We start from the raw sequence: 15,249 nt of genomic DNA, 5'->3' as shown, positions 1-15,249 counted from the left end.
TTTACTTCGCTGCGGGGGCCACCCGGTGCCCTCGGCACGGGTAGCGCCGTGGGGTGCTGCCGAGGATGAACCACCGGCTTGACGGCTCGCGCCGATGGTGTGCTCTGCGCAGCGAAATAAAGGAGGAGCCCGAAGGGCGGGGGACATTCGCGGAGCAGAGTACGCCGTCGGCGTGAGCGCGCCCCGGCCGCAGCCACCAACGAAAAAGCCCCGCATCGCGGGGCTTTTTCTCAAAGGCTCGAACCTGCTCAGGCCGCAACCGGCCGGGACAGCCGAAGCGCATGCATCCAGGCCCTGCGCAGCACCGCCGGCGAGCGCGATTCCTCGGGAATCAGCAGAAAGCCGCGTTCGCGCAGCGCAATGCCGAAGCCGATCTGGCTGGTCAGCACCGTCAGCGGGATCGCCAGCAGCAGCGGCAGGCCCACCGGCATCAGCCAGGTCAGGGCGCTGGCGTCGATCAGCGCGATGCCGACGGCCAGCGCGGCGATCACGAAGGACATCGGTGCCAGCTGCGAGACCGCGATGCGCCAGGACACGGCGGCGGCTTCGCGCGGGGGCGACTTCCAGTCGAGCTTGAGGCCGGTGAGGGCCACCACCACGAACAGGGAGTGGGCCAGCATGCGCACCGGTGCCTGGACGATGGCCATCGCGCTTTCGAGCGTGGCGCTCTTGAGCAGGCCGCCGATGCCGCCGAACTGGCGCTGCTCGCCGCGGATCACGACCGCGACCAGGCCCAGGATGCGCGGCAGGAACAGCAGGCACAGGGTCCACAGCCAGAGGCCGACGAGTTCCATCGGCATCGCGAGCCAGTGCTCGACCACGCTCGAACCGGTCAGCCACAGCGCCGTGCCCAGGGTCAGGAAGGCCAGCCACAGCGGCGCCGAGAAGTAGGCCATGGTGCCGGTGACGAACATGGCGCGGTGCACCGGGTGCAGGCCGGGCTCGGCCATCAGGCGGGCGTTCTGCAGGTTGCCCTGGCACCAGCGGCGGTCGCGCTGCAGCTCGGACAGCAGGTCCGGCGGCTGCTGCTCGTAGCTGCCGACCAGGTCGGCGACCAGCCAGACGTGGAAGCCGGCGCGGCGCATCAGCGCGGCTTCGACGAAGTCGTGCGACATGATGCCGCCCGCCATGCCGCCCTTGCCCTTGATGGGCGCCAGCGCGCAGTGGTCCATGAAGGGCTGGACGCGGATGATCGCGTTGTGGCCCCAGTAGTGCGACTCGCCGAGCTGCCAGAACTGCATGCCGAGCGTGAACAGGCGGCCCGTCATGCGCGAGGCGAACTGCTGGGCGCGGGCGTGCAGCGTGACGTGGCCGATGGCCTGGGTCGCGGTCTGGATGATGCCGGCGGTCGGGTTGGCTTCCATCAGCTTGACCATCGAGGTCAGGCAGTCGCCGCTCATGACGCTGTCGGCGTCGAGCACGACCATGTAGCGGTAGTCCTTGCCCCAGCGGCGGCAGAAGTCGGCGACGTTGCCGGCCTTGCGGTGCGTGCGGCGGGTGCGCAGGCGGTAGTAGACCTCGACCTGCGGCTGGTTCGGGCTGTCGGCCAGTGCGGCGCGCAAGTCTTCCCAGGCGGCGCGCTCGGCGGCCGCGATCTCGGGCGTGTAGCTGTCGGACAGCACGAAGACGTCGAACTGCTTCGCGTGGCCGGTGGCGGCCACCGATTCGCAGGTGGCGCGCAGGCCGGCGAACACGGTCGCCACGTCCTCGTTGCAGATCGGCATGATGATCGCCGTCTGTGCCTCGGGGTTCATCGGATGGTCGGCGACCTGCTTGCCCGACAGGGCGTGCTTGTCACCGCGCACCGAGACATAGAAGCCCATCAGCGCGGTCACGAAACCGGTCACGACCCAGCCGGACAGCACGGCGTAGAGCGCGATCTGGCTGTATTCGAGCCACAGGTTGTCGTAGTCGGGCTGGACCCGGGCGAACAGCGTCGCGGCCGCCACCGTGCTGAGCACCGTCAGCGCCAGGAAGGTGAGGCGGCGCTGGGCCGCGGCGCGCTGCCACGGTTGCCGGGCCGAGGGCGCGGCCTGGGCGGCGGCATTGCGGCCGGCGCCGAGCTTGACCAGCAGGGCGGTGCCGATGCTGTTCCAGAAGCCGCGCCAGGGGCGGGGCGCCATGGAGCCGCGGTTGATCGGGGGCGCCGTCACCGAATTCGGGTGGCGTTCCTCGCGCAGCGGGCTGCGGTGCGAGAAATCGCTCTCGGCCAGCAGCTTCGGTTGGGCGTAGTGGGTGGGCTTCATGTGCTTCAGCCGCGTTGCTTGTCGAAGGAGGGCGTGTCGCCGATTGCCGGAAAGCGCTTGAAGACGCTCTCGGGAGCGCAATGGCCGGCGCCTGCCTGGCTTGCCAGCAACTGACCCGCGGCACGGGGCCGCGAGAGGGAAAACTGCTTTTGACGCAGGCCGTCGCGCTGCGGACGCAGTGCGAAAGAGGGGCTGGTGAGTGCTGTCATGCCTGTACAGGGGCAAACCCTGTGCCAGGGCTGAAAAACCCTTTGAAATCAATCGCTTGGATTGAATTTCCGGCTCTTCGACAGGGTTCGGGCGCCAGAAACGCCCCCCAGACCCCCGAATTTGTCGCCTGGGCCCGACAGCCTGCGAGCCTGACCGACAAAACCCAATTAAATCAACAACTTGGCGTGTCGCTGGTCAGCGACCGTTTTCGCCCCCCGGCGACGGGGCCTCGGCCTTGAAGTGGCCGGGCGTGAGTTCGTGCTTCTGCAGCAGGCGGTAGAACTCGGTGCGGTTGCGGTCGGCCAGGCGGGCCGCGTCGGCCACGTTGCCGTCGGTCAGCTTGAGCAGGCCCACCAGGTAGTCGCGCTCGAAACGCTGCTTGGCCTCGGCGTAGGTCTGGACCTCGACGCTCGGAACGCGCAGCGCGCGCTGCACCAGCGCCAGCGGGATCAGCGGCGAGCTCGACAGCGCGCAGACCTGTTCGACGACGTTGAACAGCTGCCGCACGTTGCCGGGCCAGGAGGCGGTGGTCAGCGCCTTCAGCGCCTCGGGCGCGAAGCCCGACAGCCGCTTGCCGTACTTGGTCGACAGCCGCTGCAGGAAGTGGTTGGCCAGCAGCGGGATGTCCTCGCGCCGCGCCGACAGCGGCGGCAGGCTCAGTGTCACGACGTTGAGGCGGTAGTACAGGTCTTCGCGGAACTGGCCGGCCTCCATCGCGGCATCGAGGTCGCGGTGGGTGGCCGAGATGATCCGGACGTCGACCGCGATCGACTGGCTGCCGCCGAGCGGGCGCACCGCGCGCTCCTGAAGCACCCGCAGCAGCTTGACCTGCAGCGCCGGCGGCATGTCCCCGATTTCGTCGAGCAGCAGGGTGCCGCCGTCGGCCTGCTGGAACAGGCCCTTGTGGTTGGCGACCGCGTCGGTGAACGCGCCCTTCATGTGGCCGAACAGCTCGGATTCGAGCAGCGCCTCGGGGATGGCGCCGCAGTTGACCGCCACGAACGGCTTGTCGGCGCGCGCGCTGGCGCGGTGGATGGCGCGCGCCAGCACTTCCTTGCCGGCGCCGCTGTCGCCGCGCAGCAGCACGCTGGCGTCGGACTTGGCAACCATCCGGGCCTCGGCCAGCAACTCGGCCATGCGGTTGCTGCGGCTCACGATCTCGGCGCGCCAGCTTTCGTCGCCGGCCTTGCCGGGCGCGGCGGCCGGCGCGCCCAGGGCCAGCGCCTGGCCGATCTTCTCGAGCAGCTCGCGGGCGTCGTAGGGCTTGGTGAGGTAGGTGAAGACGCCGCGCGCCGTGGCCTCGACCGCGTCGGGAATGGTGCCGTGCGCGGTCAGCAGGATCACCGGCAGGGTCGGATGGCGCTTGCGGATCTCGTCGAACAGCGCCAGGCCGTCGCGGCCCGGCAGGCGGACATCGGAGAGCACCAGCTGGGGGTGTTCGATCTCGAGCTGGGTCAGCGCCGACTCGGCCGAGGTCACGGCCGTGACCTGGTAGCCGGCCGACATCAGCCGCATCGACAGCAGGCGCAGCATGTCGGCGTCGTCGTCGACCACCAGCAGGCGGGCGCCGCGGGCCGTCGGGACCGCGGCTGTATCGGGCGGCTTCGGTGCCGGGGTCGGCGCGCTGCTCATGAAGTGACCTTCGTGCTTCGCATTGCGCTCATGGCGCCGGCTTCGGCGCCGCCGGCGCCGGATTGGGCCGCGCGAAGCTGCGCTCGATGGCGCGCAGGGCTTCGATGCGGTCGTTGAGCTGGTCGATGCGGCGCTGGCTGTCGCGCAGCTGCTGCGCCTGCTTGTCGCGGTCGTCCTCGACCTTGCGCTGCTCGGCGTAGCGCGCCGCCAGCGTGCGGGCCAGCGGCTGCAGCGGCAGGGCGTCGGCGGAAGGATTGGAGATCACGCGCTGCAGCAGGCCGCTGGCGCGCCCGAGATCGGCGGGGACCCGGGTCTGGGCCAGCACGATCGCCATCTGCATCTGCACCGCGGGCGTCTCGACCAGGTCGCCCAGGCGGTTGAGCTCGGCCGCCAGCTCGGGTGCGCCCAGCGGCCGCACCTTGTCGGCATAGGCCAGCATGGCGCCCACGGGGCCCTGGGTCCATTGCGTGAAGAGGCTGGCGGGCTGGGTCGCGGGGGCCAGGGGCTCGGCCTCGACCGGGGTGATCGCCGGCGGCGCTGGTGTCGGGGCGACCGCGACCGCGACCGGCGCGGGAGGCGGCTTGCGGGGCACGGCGCAGCCGGCCAGCAGCAGGGCGCAGCTCAAGGCGATGGCGGATCCGCGAACGATCGAAGAAAACATGGACTCAGGAATGGGCGCGTGGGCGATGAAGGTCAGGCGGAGCGTGGCAGCGCGATGCGGAATCGCGCCCCCGGTCCCTCGGGCAGCAGCGTGACGCGGCCGCCATGGGCTGCAATGTACTCCTGCACGATCGACAGCCCGATGCCGGTGCCCTTGACCGAGTGCTGGGGCTGCCGCTCGCCGCGGTAGAAAGGCTCGAAGACGCGGTCGCGGTCGCCGTCGGCGATGCCGGGGCCGGCGTCGGCGATGTCGATCTGCGCCGTGTCGGCGGTGCTCGACACCGTCAGCGTGATGGTGCCGCCGCGGGCCGAGAAGCGGATCGCGTTCGACAGCAGATTGGCCACCGCGGTTCCCAGCTTGACCGGGTCGACCACCACCGAGATCGGCTCGCCCTCGGCGCGCACCGTGAGGCCGTTGGCCTGCCACTGCAGCCGCTGGGCCTCGATCTGCTCTTCGATCAGCGGCAGCAGCGGCGTGCGTTCGCGGCGCAGTTCGCGGGCCTCGAAGGCGGCGGCGTTGAAACGCAGCAGGGCCTCGATCTGGCCCTGCAGCGCGACCGTGTTCTGCTGCAGGATCTGTGTCACTTCGTGCTGGGCCGGGTTGAGCGCGCCGGTCACGCCGTCTTCCAGCAGCGAGACGCCTTCGCGCAGGGCGGCCAGCGGAGTCTTGAGTTCATGCGAGACGTGTCGCAGGAAACGTGCCTTGTCGGCATCGAGTTCGGTCAGCCGCAGCCGCAGCCACTCGAGCTGCTGCGACACCCGGCGCACGTCGGACGGCCCGTGGATGTCGATCGGCACGTCGAGCCGGTTCTCGCCGAGGCCGACGATCGCGCGCTCCAGGCGCTTGAAGGGCCGCGCCAGCCAGACGCCGAAGGCCAGCGCCAGCGCCGCCGCCAGCGCGCTGGCGGCGATCACCAGCCGCATCAGCCGCTTGCGCGCGGTCTCGATGCGCTGGGCCAGCTCGTTGTTCTGGGTCTCGATCAGGAACTGCGCCTGCTGCGCGATCTGAGTGTTGAGCGCATCGAGTTCGCGGAACTGCACCGCCATCGAGCTCTCGCGCGCCAGCGAGGTCTCGGGGGCCCCGCTCATCAGGCCCTGGATCACGTCCAGCTGCTCGCGCCACTTGTCGGGCCCGTCGGGACCCAGCCCGTTGGCGGAGAGCCGGCCGAGCACCTGGCGGGCGTCGCGCGCGGCGTCTTCGAAGCGGCGCCGCAGCACGCCGTCGTTGAGCACCAGCGACTGGCGCCCGGCGCGCTCCATGGCGGCGCTGCGCTCGGCCAGGGACTGTGCGGCGCCCGACAGCGTGAGCGCGCGCGCCGCCGCGTCGCGGCTCTGGGTCATGAGGATGTCGTACTGGAACACCGCCCGCAGCGCCACGCCCACCAGCAGCGCGGTGATCAGGAGGAACGCGAACAGCAGCAGTTGCTGGAACGAGCCGCGGGCTGCGCTCAGCTTCGCCATCAGGCGACCGGCAGCGCGGCCGAACGGCCGGCGGCGGTGGATTCGGAGGTGACGACCTCGCCGCGCAGCGTGTAGGCCAGCGAGCGCGTGATGCGCAGGTCGACCATCTGGCCGACCAGGCGTGTGTCGCCCTCGAAGTTGACCACCCGGTTGCACTCGGTGCGGCCCATCAGTTCGCCTGCGTCCTTGCGCGAGGCGCCCTCGACCAGCACCCGCTGGACCGTGCCGACGCGGCTTTCACCGAAGCGACGGACATTGCCGTCGATCACGGCCTGCAGCTGCTGCAGCCGCGCCAGCTTGACCGCATGGGGCGTGTCGTCGTGCAGTGCCGCCGCCGGCGTGCCCGGCCGCGGGCTGAAGATGAAGCTGAAGCTGGCGTCGAACTCGAGCTGGTCGATGAGCCGCATCATCTTGCCGAAGTCCTCGTCGGTCTCGCCCGGGAAGCCGACGATGAAGTCGCTGCTGAGCGCCAGCTGCGGGCGGATCGCGCGCAGCTTGCGCACCGTGCTCTTGTATTCCATCGCCGTGTAGCCGCGCTTCATCGCCATCAGGATGCGGTCGCTGCCGTGCTGCACCGGCAGGTGCAGGTGGCTCACCAGCTGGGGCACCCGGGCATAGGTGTCGATCAGGCGCTGGGTGAACTCGTTCGGGTGGCTGGTGGTGTAGCGGATGCGCTCGATGCCCGGCAGTTCGGCGACGTACTCGATCAGGGTGGCGAAATCGGCGATCTCGGCGGTGTCGCCCATGCGGCCGCGGTAGGCGTTGACGTTCTGGCCCAGCAGCGTGACCTCGCGCACGCCCTGGTCCGCCAGCCCGGCGATTTCGACCAGCACGTCGTCCAGCGGCCGGTTGATCTCCTCGCCGCGGGTGTAGGGCACCACGCAGTAGCTGCAGTACTTCGAGCAGCCCTCCATGATCGAGACGAAGGCGGTGGCGCCCTCGACCCGGGCCGGCGGCAGGTGGTCGAACTTCTCGATCTCGGGGAAGCTGATGTCGACCTGCGGGCGGCCTTCGCGGGCGCCCTGGCTCAGCATCTCGGGCAGCCGGTGCAGCGTCTGCGGCCCGAACACCACGTCGACGTAGGGCGCGCGGGCGATGATCGCCGCGCCTTCCTGGCTGGCGACGCAACCGCCGACGCCGATCTTCACGCCCTTGGCCTTCAGGTGCTTGACCCGGCCGAGGTCGGAGAACACTTTCTCCTGGGCCTTTTCGCGCACCGAGCAGGTGTTGAAGAGGATCAGGTCGGCCTCGTCCACGTTGGTGGTCGGCTCGTAGCCTTCGGCGGCGCGCAGCACGTCGGCCATCTTGTCCGAGTCGTACTCGTTCATCTGGCAGCCGAAGGTCTTGATGAAAACTTTGGGGGTCATAGGGGCTCTCCCGGGAGCAGGTTGGAGACCGGCGCAGGACGCCATGCGCCGCAATGCGGCCCTCGTCAGTACGGCCGCAGGCCAGAGACCGGCAAAGCCGGTCTACTGGCCGAAGATCGGCAGCTGATTGAAGGGCGTCTTGCCGTCGTCGCGCGGGCCGCTGTCGGCCGAAACGAAAGGCCAGAAATTGAGCAGCGGCTTTTCGGCCGAGGCTCGCTTGGCACGGGCTTCGTCCGGGGTCAGGATCCAGACGTCGCGCACCATGCCGGCGGCGTCGCGGGTGTAGTTCACCAGCAGGTTCTGGCCGGTGATCGAGGCCGGCATCACCAGCATGCGGTCGGCGCTGCGGATGCGGGCGCCAGGGGCGAGCCGCTCGGCGTTGCCGTCGAGCTGGATCTCGGGCGGGTTCACGACCATGAAGCTGCCGCGCAGGGTGCCGGGCGGAAAGTTGCGACCGCCGTTGGCGGCTTCGTTCTGGGTCGCCGAAGGGTCGAGCTCCTGGGCCGCGGCGGGGCCGGCGAGGAACGCGCCGGCAGGGATGATCAGGGCCGCGAGGGCGATCGACAGGAGGCTGGAAAAGGGCTTCTTGCAGCGGTTCATGGGGTATATCCAGAGGCTGTGGAGCGCGGATTCTAGCGGCCCGGGGGCGCAGAATGATTCGCTCAACGTGCCATTCTGCCCAGACGCTTTACATTTCTTTACGGCAAGCGCGGGCTCTTTTCCCGGCTCGCTGCTCCAATAGTTGCCGCCGCGATATTTAGTGTGACCGCGCCCCTCGATCCATCCGATCCATCTGGAACCCCATGAAGAAGAATCTCGTTCTCGCCCTTTCCGGCGTGCTGGTCGTGGCCGTCGCGGGAGGCACCTGGTGGTGGTCGGGCGCCAAGACCCGCAGCGCCGCGGCCACCCAGGCCGCAGCCCCCGGCGCCGGCGCCCCGGCGCTGGTCACGCTGGCGTCGGCCCAGCGGCAGAACGTTCCGGTCACGGTCCAGGTCAACGGCAGCGTGGTGTCGCTGAACAGCGTGGACCTGCGGCCGCAGGTGACGAACACGGTGCGCGAGGTGCATGTCAAGGAAGGCGAGTTCGTCAAGGCCGGCCAGTTGCTCTTCACGCTCGACGACCGCCCGGACCAGGCCAACCTGGCCAAGGCGCGGGCCCAGCAGCAGCGCGACGAAGCCATGCTGGCCGACCTGGAGCGCCAGTACAAGCGCAGCCAGGACCTGGTGGCGCAGAACTTCATCGCCAAGAGCGCCGCCGATGCGACGCTGTCGCAGCTGGAGGCGCAGCGCGCCGCGGTGGCGGCCGATCGGGCGGCCGTGCAGTCGGCGCAGGTGGCGCTGGGTTATGCCACGCTCAAGGCGCCGATCGCCGGGCGCATCGGCGCGGTCAACATCTACCCGGGCACGCTGGTGCAGCCCAGCCTGTCGCTGGTCACGATCACCCAGCTCGATCCGATCGCGGTGAGCTTCCCGGTGCCTGAAGGCAAGCTGCAGGACCTGCTGCAGGCGGCCCGCGAGCACACACCGGTCGAGGCCCTGGTGACCGGGCGCAAGGCGCCGCTCAAGGGCACCCTGAGCTTCGTCGACAACACGGTCGACCCGCTGATCGGCACGGTGCGCGCCAAGGCGGTGTTCGACAACGCCGACCAGGCGCTCTGGCCCGGCCAGTTCGTCGAGACCCGGGTCACGGTGCGCACGATCGACGGCGCCACGGTGCTGCCGGCCTCGGCCCTGATGATGCTGGCCGACGGCAACTCGGTCTACGTGGTCGACGCCGAGCGCAAGGCCGCCCGGCGCAAGGTGCAGGCGATCTACAACTTCGGCACCCAGGTGGTGGTGAAGGGCGTCGAGCCTGGCGAGCAGGTGGTCACCGAAGGCAAGCAGAACGTGCGCCCCGGCGGCAAGGTGCGCATCGACGCGCCCCAGGCCCAACCCGACAAGCAGCCACAGCAGCCCGGCAACGCGGCGCCCGGGCCTTCGCCGGGCAGCGCGGCCTCGGTCGCGCCGTCCAGCGCCAGCGTCGTCGCGGACCGGGAGCGCACATGAACATCTCCGAGCTGTGCATCCGTCGTCCTGCGATGACGGTGCTGCTCTCCGCCGCCGTGGTGGTGATCGGCATCTTTGCCTACTTCCAGATTCCGGTGGCGGCGCTGCCGAGCTACAACACGCCGGTCATCAACGTCTCGGCGCAGCTGCCGGGCGCCAGCCCCGAGACCATGGCCTCCTCGGTCGCGCTGCCGCTCGAGAAGCAGTTCTCGACCATCCCGGGGCTGCAGACCATCAGCTCGGTGAACACCCAGGGCGTGACCTCGGTCACGCTCGAATTCGTCAGCACCCGCGACATCGACGCCGCCGCGGTCGACGTCCAGGCGGCGCTGCTGCGGGCCCAGCGGCAGCTGCCGGCCGAGCTCACGCAGCTGCCGTCCTACCGCAAGGTCAATCCGGCCGACGCGCCGGTGCTGTTCATCGCGATGGTGTCGAACTCGATGACGCCGGCCGAGCTCAACGACTATGCCGAGAACCTGATCTCGCCGACCCTGTCGACCATCGACGGCGTGGCGCAGGTGGCGGTCTATGGCCAGAAGCGCTTTGCGGTGCGCATCAAGGCCGACGCCAACCTGCTCAATGCCCGCAACATCACGCTCGATGAACTCGCCAACGCGGTGCGGCTGGCCAACGCCAACACGCCGGTCGGCGTGCTCGACGGTCCGCGCCAGACGCTGACGATCCAGGCCAACGAGCAGATGCTGAAGGCGGCCGATTTCGCCAAGGTCATCGTCGGCCAGCGCAACGGCGCGCCGGTGCGGCTGGACGAGGTGGCGACCATCGAGGACAGCTTCGAGTCGGTCAAGACCGCCAGCAGCTTCAACGGCGAAAGCTCGATCTCGCTGGCGGTCCAGCGCCAGCCCAACGCCAACACGGTGCAGGTGGTGGACGCGGTGCGCGCGCTGATGCCGCGCTTCAAGGCCGAGCTGCCGCAATCGGTCGAGATCAACCTGGTCAACGACCGCTCGCTGTCGATCCGCGAGGCGGTGCACGACGTCCAGCTGACGCTGCTCGGCACCATCTTGCTGGTGGTGCTGGTGATCTTCCTGTTCCTGCACCGGCTGGTGGCGACGCTGATCCCGGCGCTGACGATCCCGATCTCGCTGATCGGCGCGGTGGCGCTGCTCTATGCCTTCGGCTACAGCCTGGACAACGTCTCGCTGCTGGGCATCACGCTGGCCGTCGGGCTGGTGGTGGACGACGCCATCGTGGTGCTCGAGAACATCATGCGCTACGTCGAGAAGGGCATGGAGCCGTTCGCGGCGGCCCTGCGCGGTGCCCGCGAGGTCGGCTTCACGATCATCTCGATCTCGATCTCGCTGGTGGCGGTGTTCATCCCGATCTTCTTCATGCCGGGCGTGATCGGCCTGCTGTTCCACGAGTTCGCGGTGGTGGTCGGGCTGGCGGTGATGGTCTCGGCGATCGTTTCTCTGACCCTGGTGCCGATGCTGGCGAGCCGTCTGCTCAAGCACACGCCGCGCGCGCACGGCACGCTCGACCACGAGGAGCAGCATCCCGAGCCGGGCACCGCCATCGGCCGCGCCTTCGAACGCGGCTACCGCTGGGTGCACGGCAGCTACATGCGCTCGCTCGACTGGACGCTCGGCCACCGCCCGCTGATGCTGATCCTCGCGGCCTCGACCTTCGCGCTCACGGCCTGGATGTTCATCACGATCCCGAAGGGCTTCTTCCCCGAGGAGGACATCGGCCAGATTCAGATCACGACCGAGGCCGCCGAGGACATCTCGTTCCCGGCCATGAAGGCGCTGCAGGACCGCGTGGCCCAGGCGCTGCAGGACGACCCGAGCGTCGACTACGTGAATTCCTTCATCGGCGTCGGCGGCCCGACCGCGACGCAGAACTCCGGCCGCCTGTTCGCGGTGCTGAAGCCGCGCAGCCAGCGTCCGCCGATGGCCCAGGTGCTGGAGTCGCTGCGCAAGCGCTTCCGCGAGATCCCGGGCATCGCCGTCTACATGCAGCCGGTGCAGAACCTACGCCTCGGCGGCCGCCAGAGCAAGGCCCGCTTCCAGTACACGCTGCAAAGCGTGAACGCCGGCACCATGGGGGTCTGGGCCGACCGGCTGATGGAGAAGATGCGCGCCGACCCGGCCTTCCGCGACGTCACCAGCGACTCGCAGAACCGCGGCCTGCAGGCCACGCTGGACATCGACCGCGACAAGGCGGGCGTGCTCGGCGTCGCGGTCGGTGACCTGCGCACCGCGCTCTACAACGCCTACGGCGATCGCCAGATCGGCAGCATCTACGGCGCCAGCAACACCTACCAGGTGATCCTCTCGGCGGCCGACGACGACCGCCGCTTCGAGGAGGACATGTCGCGCCTGTCGGTGCGCAACAAGGCCGGGCAGCTGGTGCCGCTGTCGGCCTTCTCGACCGTCAAGCGCACGGTGGGCCCGACCTCGGTCAATCACCAGGGCCAGCTGCAGGCGGTGACGGTGTCTTTCAACCTCGCGCCGGACGTGCCGTTGGGCAATGCCACCGCCAAGATCGACCAGTTCAAGGCCGATCTGAAGATGCCCGAATCGATCATCACCAGCTACGGCGGCGACGCGGCGGTGTTCCAGAGTTCACAGGGCAGCCAGGCCGCGCTGCTGATCCTGGCGGTGCTGGTGATCTACGTGCTGCTCGGCGTGCTCTATGAAAGCTACATCCACCCGCTGACCATCCTCGCCGGCCTGCCGTCGGCGGCGGTGGGCGCGCTGCTGTCGCTCAAGCTGTTCGGTTTCGACCTGACCCTGATCGCGACCATCGGCATCCTGCTCCTGATCGGCATCGTCAAGAAGAACGCGATCATGCTGATCGACTTCGCGCTCGAGGCCCAGCGCAGCGAGGGCATGCGGCCGCAGGACGCGATCCGGGAAGCCTGCCGGCTGCGCTTCCGGCCGATCCTGATGACCACGCTGGCCGCCATGATGGGGGCGCTGCCGCTGGCGCTCGGTCTCGGCGCCGGTGCCGAGCTGCGCCAGCCGCTGGGCGTCGCGGTGGTCGGCGGGCTGATCTTCTCGCAGGTGATCACGCTCTACATCACGCCGGCGATCTACCTGGCGCTCGACCGCTACAGCGGCAGCGGGCCGCTGCAGGAACTGCCGGGCGAGCACGTCGCCGCGGCCTGAGGGGCGCCGCTCGAACTCAGGAGCTCGCGTGTTCGAGCTTGGTCGCCAGAGAGCTGGCGGCCCGCGGGCCTCGGGCAGATTGCCCGACGGCCGACAGCGCTGACGAGGCCGGGCTGCCATCGCCGTGAATCACGCGCAGTACCCAGTCGCACGTCAACTTCATGAAGGCCTGCTGGGACGCCTGCGAGATCAGGCCGTGATCGATCTCGGGGACGAAACGGTACTCGAGCTGGCGCGCGAAGGGCTCCTTGCCGAAGGGCCCGAGCAGGTCGCGCCGGCGGTCCTTGGTCTGGACGCTGCCGGTGAAGAACATCATCGTCCCGACACCGCGCTCGGCCAGTTGGTTCATCGAGCGGCAGAAGTAGTCGGCCGAGTCTCGCTGCTCCGTCGAGTCGAAGATGTTCTGGTTGCCGGGCGCCTGTTCCTGCGCCGGCCACAGCTTGCGCCGGATCACGCCCACGACCCGGCCGAAGAACGCACCCGGCCTGGGATCCGCGAGCGCCCGGCGCAGGCTGCGTTCCCAGCGTGCGCGCCGGCCGGGGAAGTTGGGCCCATCGAACATCAGGAGGCCGATCAGGCGGGGGTCCGCGACGGCGACGGAAAGGCCGTTGTGGGCGCCGGAACACAGGCCGATCAGCACGAAGCGATGGACGCCGAGCATCGTGCCCACCAGATTCATGGCGGCCTGCACGTCGAGCACTGCCTGGGTCCTGAAGTCCGCCGTCTCGCCGGCCGGCCGGCTGTCGCCGAGTCCGGCCAGGTCCATGCGGATGCTGCTGATGCCGCAGGCAGCCATCTGCCGTGCCAGCTTCACATTGGTGCGCCGGGGGCCGATGCGGTGGATCGCACCCATGTTCATCAGGATGCAGCCGACCGGTGTCATCGGACCGTCGCCAGGCGTCGTGATGATGCCGATCAGCGAGCCGTCGGGCCCGAACTGCACAGGGGTTTCGTTGTAGTCATCCATTGATTTCTGCCACCAAGCGTTGCAAAGCCTCGGCCGGGACCATGGCACTGTTGGGGAACGGGTCGGAAGTCCAGACCAGCGAGTGCTGGAACGGCGACAACCGGACCGGGATCTGGCGCTCGGCCTGCATCTTCGTCCACCGGTCGGCGGCTTCGTCCTCGGGGTCGGCCAGCACGATAGTCTCATGCGATGCCGTCAGCTGGAGCGACTGCGGAGTGAGCGCGCGCAATTGGTTGCGCAGCGTGGGCGAGACGGCGAAGCCGAGCAGTTCGTCGGTGAAGGCGTCCTTGTCGGCCGCCAGACGCCGGCGCCAGGCACGATCGGGAATCCAGTAGGAGGCCTCGAGCGCCGAGACGTGCTTCTCCCGCATCGTGTCGAGGTAACCCGCGCCGTCCACGATCGGGTCCCAGAGGATGACCTTCGACGGGTCGCTGCGGCCGCTGCGGGCCGCCAGCACCGCCAAGGTGGCGCCCAGGCGCGACCCCAGCCACACGATGCGGCGCGGGGCGGTCAGCCGGTGCAACTCTTCGTGCGCGGTGCAGACGTCGCGCCGCCAGCCTTCGAGGTCGCCGTCGATGTCGTCGCCGGACGAGTCGCCGGTGCCGTGGCAGTCGAAGCGCAGCACCGCCACCCCGGCGCGGGCCAGCCGGTCGGAGAGCACGCGGAACAGCCGGTGGGTGCGGACCACCTCCTGTCCGAACGGCGCGCAGATCAGGACCGCGATGTCGCGCTCGCGTTCGGGCGGATGGAAAAGCCCGAACAGGCGGCGCTGGGGCGGTCCGAAGAGCATCGGGGTCATGCGTAAGTCTCGTTGTCTTGGAGGACAGGGTGTGGCGCGACCGCGAGCGCCGCCGCGTCGGATTCGAGCACCCGGGCGATGGCGCACACCACGCCCTCGCCGCCGTCGAAGGAGTGCAGGGCGAGCCGCGCCATTCTGCCATCGAGGGGCAGCCGGACTTCGCGCGCGTCTTCTTCCAGGCCCGCCTCGAAGCTGCGCGTATCGATGCCGAGCCCCGTTCCGACGGCCTTGAGGCACGCCTCCTTGCGGGTCCAGCCGACCAGGAAGGCCCGGTCGCGCTGTTCGGACGGCAACGACGCCAGTGCCCGCTGTTCGGCGGCGGTGAAATAGTCGGCGGCCAGCGCGGCAGCGTCCGGCATCGGGCGCAGCAACTCGACGTCGACGCCGATCTCGGCGCCGTCGCTGATCGCGATCAGGGCGACCGATTGGCTGTGGCTGAGGTTGAAGTGCAGCCCGGTCGGCTCGATCAGGACGGGTTTGCCGAACGCGCCGAGCGTGAAGTCCAACAGGGCGCCGGGGATGCCGGTCTGCTGGGCCAGCGTGCTGCGCAACGCGGCATGGGCGGCGACGAAGCGATGCCGGTCGCGGGCGAAGACGAAGCGCCGGGCGCGCTCCCATTCGTCGTCGGACAGGCAGGCGACGGCGGCCGGGGTCGGCGCGCTGTCGAGGTCGGCCCGCCACAGCTGGCAGTGCGAACTGGCGGGAAGCTGCACGAGGGTCATGGCGCGCCC

At 69.5% G+C, this 15,249-nt stretch carries 12 protein-coding genes; 2 read left to right on the top strand and 10 right to left on the bottom strand.

Annotation, left to right across the window (positions count from 1 at the left end; translation table 11 throughout):
- Positions 1–248: 248 nt before the first annotated feature.
- The 7 genes from mdoH to QTI68_RS20000 all read right to left on the bottom strand — a co-directional run bounded on the left by mdoH (position 249) and on the right by QTI68_RS20000 (position 8,176).
- Positions 249–2,246 carry a glucans biosynthesis glucosyltransferase MdoH gene (gene mdoH / locus QTI68_RS20030; RefSeq protein ID WP_286523808.1) on the bottom strand — a complete coding sequence of 666 codons (1,998 nt, stop codon included), beginning with the start codon at positions 2,244–2,246 and terminating at the stop codon, positions 249–251.
- A 5-nt stretch (positions 2,247–2,251) separates the two neighbouring features.
- Positions 2,252–2,455 carry a hypothetical protein gene (locus QTI68_RS20025; RefSeq protein WP_286523806.1) on the bottom strand — a complete coding sequence of 68 codons (204 nt, stop codon included), beginning with the start codon at positions 2,453–2,455 and terminating at the stop codon, positions 2,252–2,254.
- Positions 2,456–2,651: 196 nt separating this feature from the next.
- Positions 2,652–3,989 carry a sigma 54-interacting transcriptional regulator gene (locus tag QTI68_RS20020; RefSeq protein WP_286523968.1) on the bottom strand — a complete coding sequence of 446 codons (1,338 nt, stop codon included), beginning with the start codon at positions 3,987–3,989 and terminating at the stop codon, positions 2,652–2,654.
- Between the two features lie 127 nt (positions 3,990–4,116).
- On the bottom strand, positions 4,117–4,749 hold the full coding sequence (locus QTI68_RS20015) for a hypothetical protein (RefSeq protein ID WP_286523805.1): 633 nt from the start codon (positions 4,747–4,749) through the stop codon (positions 4,117–4,119).
- Between the two features lie 32 nt (positions 4,750–4,781).
- The gene (locus tag QTI68_RS20010; RefSeq protein WP_286523804.1) at positions 4,782–6,209 is read right to left on the bottom strand and encodes a sensor histidine kinase; all 1,428 of its coding nucleotides are present in this window, start codon (positions 6,207–6,209) and stop codon (positions 4,782–4,784) included.
- Positions 6,209–7,576 carry a tRNA (N6-isopentenyl adenosine(37)-C2)-methylthiotransferase MiaB gene (miaB, locus tag QTI68_RS20005; RefSeq protein WP_286523803.1) on the bottom strand — a complete coding sequence of 456 codons (1,368 nt, stop codon included), beginning with the start codon at positions 7,574–7,576 and terminating at the stop codon, positions 6,209–6,211. Before miaB ends, QTI68_RS20010 begins: the two co-directional genes overlap by 1 nt.
- Positions 7,577–7,678: 102 nt before the next feature.
- Positions 7,679–8,176, bottom strand: a complete 498-nt coding sequence (locus QTI68_RS20000; protein WP_286523802.1) for a hypothetical protein — start codon at positions 8,174–8,176, stop codon at positions 7,679–7,681.
- 203 nt (positions 8,177–8,379) lie between these two features.
- On the opposite strand from QTI68_RS20000, the gene QTI68_RS19995 reads away from it, so the two are divergent.
- Together QTI68_RS19995 and QTI68_RS19990 are read left to right on the top strand one after the other, a co-directional pair.
- Positions 8,380–9,621 (top strand): efflux RND transporter periplasmic adaptor subunit, encoded by a 1,242-nt coding sequence (locus QTI68_RS19995; RefSeq protein ID WP_286523800.1) that lies wholly within the window; start codon positions 8,380–8,382, stop codon positions 9,619–9,621.
- Entirely contained in the window at positions 9,618–12,752 is a 3,135-nt protein-coding gene (locus tag QTI68_RS19990; protein WP_286523799.1) for an efflux RND transporter permease subunit, read from the top strand. The genes QTI68_RS19995 and QTI68_RS19990 overlap by 4 nt, the downstream gene beginning before the upstream one ends.
- Positions 12,753–12,768: 16 nt before the next feature.
- Here the strand turns inward: QTI68_RS19990 and QTI68_RS19985 are convergent, their stop codons facing one another.
- The 3 genes from QTI68_RS19985 to QTI68_RS19975 are packed head-to-tail and all read right to left on the bottom strand — an operon-like array spanning position 12,769 to position 15,240.
- On the bottom strand, positions 12,769–13,719 hold the full coding sequence (locus tag QTI68_RS19985) for an alpha/beta fold hydrolase (protein ID WP_286523797.1): 951 nt from the start codon (positions 13,717–13,719) through the stop codon (positions 12,769–12,771).
- The gene (locus tag QTI68_RS19980; protein WP_286523795.1) at positions 13,712–14,518 is read right to left on the bottom strand and encodes an alpha/beta fold hydrolase; all 807 of its coding nucleotides are present in this window, start codon (positions 14,516–14,518) and stop codon (positions 13,712–13,714) included. The genes QTI68_RS19985 and QTI68_RS19980 overlap by 8 nt, the downstream gene beginning before the upstream one ends.
- Entirely contained in the window at positions 14,515–15,240 is a 726-nt protein-coding gene (locus QTI68_RS19975; RefSeq protein ID WP_286523793.1) for a 4'-phosphopantetheinyl transferase family protein, read from the bottom strand. Before QTI68_RS19975 ends, QTI68_RS19980 begins: the two co-directional genes overlap by 4 nt.
- Positions 15,241–15,249 lie beyond the last annotated feature (9 nt).

Source organism: Variovorax sp. J31P207, from assembly GCF_030316965.1.
Taxonomy (GTDB): domain Bacteria; phylum Pseudomonadota; class Gammaproteobacteria; order Burkholderiales; family Burkholderiaceae_C; genus Variovorax; species Variovorax ginsengisoli_B.
This window is presented reverse-complemented; position numbering and strand designations above follow the sequence as displayed.

Bases quoted from the DNA above. Each gene is read 5' to 3' on its own strand.
- QTI68_RS19985 (WP_286523797.1), bottom strand. From the start codon at position 13,719: ATGGATGACTACAACGAAACCCCTGTGCAGTTCGGGCCCGACGGCTCG.
- QTI68_RS20025 (WP_286523806.1), bottom strand. From the start codon at position 2,455: ATGACAGCACTCACCAGCCCCTCTTTCGCACTGCGTCCGCAGCGCGAC.
- mdoH (WP_286523808.1), bottom strand. From the start codon at position 2,246: ATGAAGCCCACCCACTACGCCCAACCGAAGCTGCTGGCCGAGAGCGAT.
- QTI68_RS20015 (WP_286523805.1), bottom strand. From the start codon at position 4,749: ATGTTTTCTTCGATCGTTCGCGGATCCGCCATCGCCTTGAGCTGCGCC.
- QTI68_RS20000 (WP_286523802.1), bottom strand. From the start codon at position 8,176: ATGAACCGCTGCAAGAAGCCCTTTTCCAGCCTCCTGTCGATCGCCCTC.
- QTI68_RS20020 (WP_286523968.1), bottom strand. From the start codon at position 3,989: ATGCTGCGCCTGCTGTCGATGCGGCTGATGTCGGCCGGCTACCAGGTC.
- QTI68_RS19975 (WP_286523793.1), bottom strand. From the start codon at position 15,240: ATGACCCTCGTGCAGCTTCCCGCCAGTTCGCACTGCCAGCTGTGGCGG.
- miaB (WP_286523803.1), bottom strand. From the start codon at position 7,576: ATGACCCCCAAAGTTTTCATCAAGACCTTCGGCTGCCAGATGAACGAG.
- QTI68_RS19980 (WP_286523795.1), bottom strand. From the start codon at position 14,518: ATGACCCCGATGCTCTTCGGACCGCCCCAGCGCCGCCTGTTCGGGCTT.
- QTI68_RS19995 (WP_286523800.1), top strand. From the start codon at position 8,380: ATGAAGAAGAATCTCGTTCTCGCCCTTTCCGGCGTGCTGGTCGTGGCC.
- QTI68_RS19990 (WP_286523799.1), top strand. From the start codon at position 9,618: ATGAACATCTCCGAGCTGTGCATCCGTCGTCCTGCGATGACGGTGCTG.
- QTI68_RS20010 (WP_286523804.1), bottom strand. From the start codon at position 6,209: ATGGCGAAGCTGAGCGCAGCCCGCGGCTCGTTCCAGCAACTGCTGCTG.